Origin of the sequence: Mesorhizobium sp. M2A.F.Ca.ET.037.01.1.1 (genome assembly GCF_003998075.1) — a bacterium.
Lineage (GTDB): Bacteria > Pseudomonadota > Alphaproteobacteria > Rhizobiales > Rhizobiaceae > Mesorhizobium.
This window is the reverse complement of the sequence record NZ_RZSA01000388.1, coordinates 1-5636: the sequence shown is the minus strand read 5'-3', so window position 1 is coordinate 5636 and position 5636 is coordinate 1. Positions and strand designations below refer to the sequence as shown.

6 protein-coding genes are annotated in these 5636 nt (G+C 64.0%); all 6 read left to right on the top strand.

Features of this window, described 5'->3' with window-relative positions; genetic code table 11:
- Positions 1-734 (top strand): ABC transporter ATP-binding protein (locus tag EOA27_RS19360; protein WP_145970423.1); only part of this gene is annotated, 734 nt, incomplete at its 5' end.
- Complete coding sequence (locus EOA27_RS19355) at positions 721-1572, top strand: ABC transporter permease (protein ID WP_126082143.1); 852 nt, start codon at positions 721-723, stop codon at positions 1570-1572. The genes EOA27_RS19360 and EOA27_RS19355, both read left to right, overlap by 14 nt.
- A 42-nt stretch (positions 1573-1614) precedes the next feature.
- Entirely contained in the window at positions 1615-2913 is a 1299-nt protein-coding gene (locus EOA27_RS19350) for a cytosine deaminase (RefSeq protein ID WP_126082144.1), read from the top strand.
- A 2-nt stretch (positions 2914-2915) separates the two neighbouring features.
- A complete protein-coding gene (locus EOA27_RS19345; protein WP_126083762.1) occupies positions 2916-4313 on the top strand; it encodes an FAD-binding oxidoreductase in 1398 nt (465 codons plus the stop codon).
- Positions 4313-4894 (top strand): NAD(P)H-dependent oxidoreductase, encoded by a 582-nt coding sequence (locus EOA27_RS19340; RefSeq protein ID WP_189342016.1) that lies wholly within the window; start codon positions 4313-4315, stop codon positions 4892-4894. Before EOA27_RS19345 ends, EOA27_RS19340 begins: the two co-directional genes overlap by 1 nt.
- Positions 4894-5481: an NAD(P)H-dependent oxidoreductase gene (locus EOA27_RS19335; RefSeq protein ID WP_126082146.1), complete on the top strand. Its 588-nt coding sequence runs from the start codon at positions 4894-4896 to the stop codon at positions 5479-5481. Before EOA27_RS19340 ends, EOA27_RS19335 begins: the two co-directional genes overlap by 1 nt.
- Positions 5482-5636: the final 155 nt, after the last annotated feature.

Here is a 5636-nt window from a genome sequence, read left to right as displayed (position 1 = left end):
CCAATGGCGTGACGGCCCTGAGCAAGGTGGATCTCGCGATCCGCGAAGGCGATTTCCTGAGCCTGCTCGGCCCGTCCGGCTGCGGCAAGTCGACCGCGCTCAGGCTGATCGCAGGCCTATCGACGCCGACCTCCGGCCAGCTCGACTGGCGCGGCTCGATCGACCGCTCGAACATCGGCTTCGTCTTCCAGGAGCCGACGCTGCTGCCTTGGGCGAGCGTCTTTGACAATGTCTGGCTGCCGCTGCGGCTCAAGGGCGTGTCGCGGGCCAAGGCTGCGCCGGCGGTGATGGAGATGTTGGCGCGGGTCCATCTCACCGGTTTCGAAAATGCCGTGCCGCGCGAGCTTTCCGGCGGCATGAAGATGCGGGTGTCGATCGCGCGGGCCATGGTGACGAAGCCGCGCATCCTCCTGATGGACGAGCCGTTCGCGGCGCTGGACGAGATCACTCGCTTCAAGCTCAACAACGACCTTCTGGAGCTGTGGCAGGACGAGCGTTTCACCGTCGTCTTCGTCACCCACAGCGTCTTCGAAAGCGTGTTCCTGTCCAGCCGCGTCGTCGTCATGGCCGCGCGGCCGGGCCGCGTTTTCGGCGAGCTCCCCATCAGCGCGCCTTATCCGCGCGACGAGGTGTTCCGGACCTCACCCGACTATGCCGCGCTTTGCCGGCAGGCTTCGGACGTGCTGGTCGACGCCATCAACTCAACCGCCGGACCGCACCATGACGGCCATTGATGACATTGCATTGAAGCTCGACCCCGAGGAGGCGCGCCGCGCCCGCCAGGAGCGTCTTGAGCGCATTGGCAAATGGGTGCTGCCGCTGGCGATCATGGTGCTGGCGATCTGGCTGTGGGATCGCGTCTGCGTCTGGAACGACATCCCGCAATACATCCTGCCGCGGCCGGGCGTGGTGTTGCAGACACTGCACAGCGACGCCGGCCTGTTGTTCTCCTCGCTGCTGGTGACGCTCAGGATCACCTTCCTCAGCCTTTTGCTCGCCGTCATCGGCGGCGTCGGGCTGGCGGTGCTGTTCGCACAGTCGAAATGGATGGAGATGTCGTTCTTCCCCTTCGCCATCGTGCTGCAGGTGACGCCGATCGTCGCCATCTTCCCGCTGATCAACATCTATGTGAACAACCAGACCGTCAAACTGCTGCTCTGCGCCTGGATCGTCGCCTTCTTCCCGATCCTCTCCAACACCACGCTCGGGCTGAACTCGGTCGACCGGAACCTGCGCGACCTGTTCAAGCTCAACGGCGCGACACGCTGGCAGCAATTGCGCTATTTGCGCCTGCCGGCGGCGATGCCCTATTTCCTCGGCGGGTTGAAGATCGCTGGCGGCCTGTCGCTGATCGGCGCCGTGGTCGCCGAATTCGTCGCCGGCGCGCAGGGGCAGTCGTCCGGGCTTGCCTCGCGCATCATCGAGGCCGGCTACCGGCTCAACGCGCCGCGCCTGTTCGCGGCGCTGATCCTGATCTCGCTGACCGGCATCCTGATCTTCCTGGTGCTGTCGCTGGTGTCGCATCTGATCCTGCGCCGCTGGCACGAGAGCGCCCTCAAGCAGGAGCATTAGGGTGGTTGGCGCCGCAGAGGAAATCACGAAGAGGGCCAGATCTTGATACCTGCCTCTGGTTCTTACCAGCTTGCCAATGCCCGCGTTCACCGTTCGCTGACGCCCGGGCTTACAGCACCGTTCGACGCGGACGGTTTCGCGCTGGCCGATCTGGTGGTCGCCGACGGCAAGATCGCGAGCATTGCAGCGCGCGGCAAATGCAACATGCCGGCCGATGCGATCGACCTCGCCGGCCGGATCGTTCTGCCGTGCTTCGTCGATTGCCATACCCATATCGACAAGGGCCATATCTGGCCGCGAAAGCCCAATCCGGACGGCACCTTCATGGGCGCACTCAATTCCACCGGCGCCGACCGGACCGCGCGCTGGAGCGCGGAGGACGTCGCGCGGCGCATGGATTTCTCGCTGCGCTCGGCCTATGCGCATGGCACCAAGGCGGTGCGCACGCATCTCGACAGCATGCCGCCGCAGGAAGAAATCTCCTGGCCTGTGTTCGAGGCGATGCGGGAAAAATGGCGCGGGCGGATCGACCTGCAGGCCGCCTGCCTGCTCGGCATCGAAGGCGTGCGCGACAAGGTCTGGTTCGAGCGGCTGGCCAAGCGCGTCGCCGCGGCCAAGGGCGTGCTCGGCGTCGTCACCTATATGGTGCCGGACCTCGAAGAACTGCTCGACCAGGTTTTCGCTGAAGCCATCAAGCACGGGCTCGACCTCGATTTCCATGCCGACGAGACCGACGATGTCGCGGCGATCTCGCTGAAGAAGATCGCCGAGGCGTCGCTTTGGAACGGTTTCGAGGGCAACATCCTGGTCGGCCATTGCTGCTCGCTGGCGCGGCAGTCGGACCTCGAGGTTCTTGATACGCTGGATAAGGTGGCGAAGGCGCGGATCGCCGTGGTGTCGCTGCCGATGTGCAACCTCTATCTGCAAGACCGCCGCAACAACCAAACGACACCGCGCTGGCGCGGGGTGACGCTGCTGCACGAGATGAAGGCGCGCGGCATCAAGGTTGCGGTCGCGTCCGACAACACGCGCGATCCGTTCTACGCCTATGGCGATCTCGACATGCTGGAAGTCTACCGCATGGCGACGCGCATCCTGCATTTCGACCATCCGGTCGGCGACTGGCCGAAGGCGGTGGCGGCGACGCCGGCGGAGGTAATGCGGCTCGATGACGCTGGGATGCTTGCCGTCGGCGGCAGCGCCGATTTCATCGTCTTCAAGGGACGGAGCTGGACCGAATTGCTGTCGCGGCCCGAATCGGATCGCATCGTGGTGCGCGACGGCAGGGCGATCGAACGCCAGCTGCCCGATTATGCCGAACTCGACGAATTGATGGTGTGATGATGGATATCGCAGCGCTGAAGCGCGATCTCGACGGGATCAAGATCGACGACCATCCGGCGATCGTCCAGCAGAAGAGCCGCGACTTCTACTGGTACAGCCCGGTGCTGAAGGCACAGCTCGATCATGTCAAAGGCGATCTCATCGTCACGCCGAAGAATGAGGACGAGGTGATCCGCGTGCTCGCAGCATGTCACCGGCACGGTGTCCCGGTGACGCCGCGCGGCAGCGGCACCGGCAATTATGGGCAAGCGATGCCGCTGTCGGGCGGCGTGGTGCTCAACCTCGCCGAGATGAACGCGATCAAGACGATCGCGCCGGGACGCGTGGTGACCGGGCCTGGCGCCGTTCTGGCCGAGATCGACAAGGCGACGCGGGCGCATTCCAGCCAGGAACTGCGCATGTCGCCCTCGACCTACAACACCGCCTCGATCGGCGGCTTTATCGCCGGCGGCTCAGGCGGCATCGGCTCGATCCGCTGGGGCGGGTTGCGCGACCTCGGCAATGTCATCCGACTGCGAACGGTGACCATGGAAGCCGAGCCGCGCGTCATGGAGCTCACCGGCGAAGAGGTGCTCAAGGTCATGCATGCCTATGGTACCAACGGTATCATCACCGAGGTCGAGATGCCGCTGACGGCTTCCTACGACTGGATCGACGTCATTGTCGGCTTCGACGATTTCATGGAGGCGGCCGGCTTCGGCAACGACCTCGCCGTGCAGGACGGGATATTGGCGAAGCTGATCACGCCGATCGCCGCGCCCATTCCTTACGACTATTTCAAGCGGCACCAGAAATTCTTCCGGCGCGAGCAGAGCATCGTGGTGTGCATGATCGCGCCGCACGCGATGGACGCTTTTGTCGCCTTTGTCCGCAGCACCAGGGGCGAGATCGTGTTTCGGGCCGACCAGGAGGCCGATCTCAAAGGATTGCCGCCGGCCTATGAATTGACCTGGAACCACACGACGCTACGGGCGATCCGGGTCGATCCGACGATCACCTACCTGCAGGCGCGCTATCCGTCGCCAGATCATCTCGCCCATGTCAAGGCGATGGTCGAGCGCTTCGGCGACGAGGTGCCGGCGCATCTGGAGTTCATCCGCTTCGACGGCGCGATTGGCGCGGCCGGCCTGCCGCTGGTGCGCTACACCACGGAAGAGCGGCTCAACGAGATCATCCGCGTCCACGAGGACAATGGCTGCTGGATCTTCAACCCGCACCGCTACACGCTGGAAGAGGGCGGCATGAAGCGTACGGATGATGTGCAGCTTGCCTTCAAGCGCGAGACCGATCCGCAAGGACTGCTCAATCCCGGCAAGATGATCGCCTGGGAAAACCCCGCCTACGACTACCGCTCGGGCAAGCCCTTCCTGTTCAAGGGCCTGCAAGAGGCGGGCTGATGAACATCCTCGTGCTCTACGCCCATCCGGTGGAGACCAGCTTCAATGCCGGCCTGCACCGGACGATCGTCGAGCGGCTCGCGGCGGCTGGCCACGTGGTCGACGATTGCGATCTCTATGCGGAGGATTTCGATCCGCGGCTGACGCGGACTGAGCGGCTTGGCTATCACGACCAGCGCAGTCCTGCAGACGCAGTCGCCGGCTACATCGAAAGATTGCAAAATGCCGAGGCGCTGGTGCTGTCCTTCCCGGTCTGGAATTACGGCTATCCGGCGATCCTGAAAGGTTTTTTCGACCGCGTCTTCCTGCCAGGCGTGTCGTTCAAGCTGGTCGATGGCAAGGTACGGCCGACGCTGCACAACATCCGCAAGCTCGCCGCCGTGACCACCTATGGCGGCAGCCGCTTTCGCGCCATGCTGATGGGCGACCCGCCGCGCAAGATCGTCAAGCGCATGCTGCGGGCCACGATTCTGCCCGGCGCTCCAGTCTCCTATCTCGCGCATTATTCGATGAACCTTTCGACCGACGAGACGCGCAACGCGTTCATGGCAAAGGTCGCGGCCAGCATGGATCAATTCTGATGCGCGTGCTGGTGGTCTATTGCCATCCGGTTCCCGAAAGCTACTGCGCGGCGATCCGCGACACCGCCGTCGAGGTGCTGAAGACGAAGGGTTGGGACGTGCGGCTGCTCGACCTCTATGCCGAGAATTTCGATCCGGTGATGAGCTGCGAGGAGCGACGCTTCTACAATGACCGGGCGCCGGAAGATCCGGCGCTCAAGCCGCACTTCGATCTTCTTATGTGGGCAGAAGCGATCCTCTTCATCTATCCGACCTGGTGGTATGGCCTGCCGGCGATGCTGAAGGGCTGGTTCGACCGTGTCTGGGCGACGGACATCGCCTTCAAGCTGCCGGCCGGCAAGGGGCGGATCACGTCGCTGATGCGGCATGTCACCAAGGTCGGCGTCATCACCACCTGCGGCGCGCCGACCTGGTGGAGCGTCGTCGTCGGCCAGCCCGGCCGCAAGACGATCCTGCGCGGCATGCGGGCGCTCTGCGCCACGCGCTGCAAGACGTTCTTCCTGGCGCATTATCTGATGGATTCGTCGACGCCGAAGAGCCGGGCGGCGTTTCTGGGGAAGGTGAGGGCGAGGCTGGAGAGGTTTTGAGCGATTAGCGTCCTTCTCCCCGTTCTACGGGGAGAAGATGCCGGCAGGCAGATGAGGGGCGGCGCGAACTTAAAAAGGCGTGGCGCTGCCCCTCATCCTCCCTTCGGGCACCTTCTCCCCGTAGAACTGTACAGACTGGGGAGATGGTGGACAGG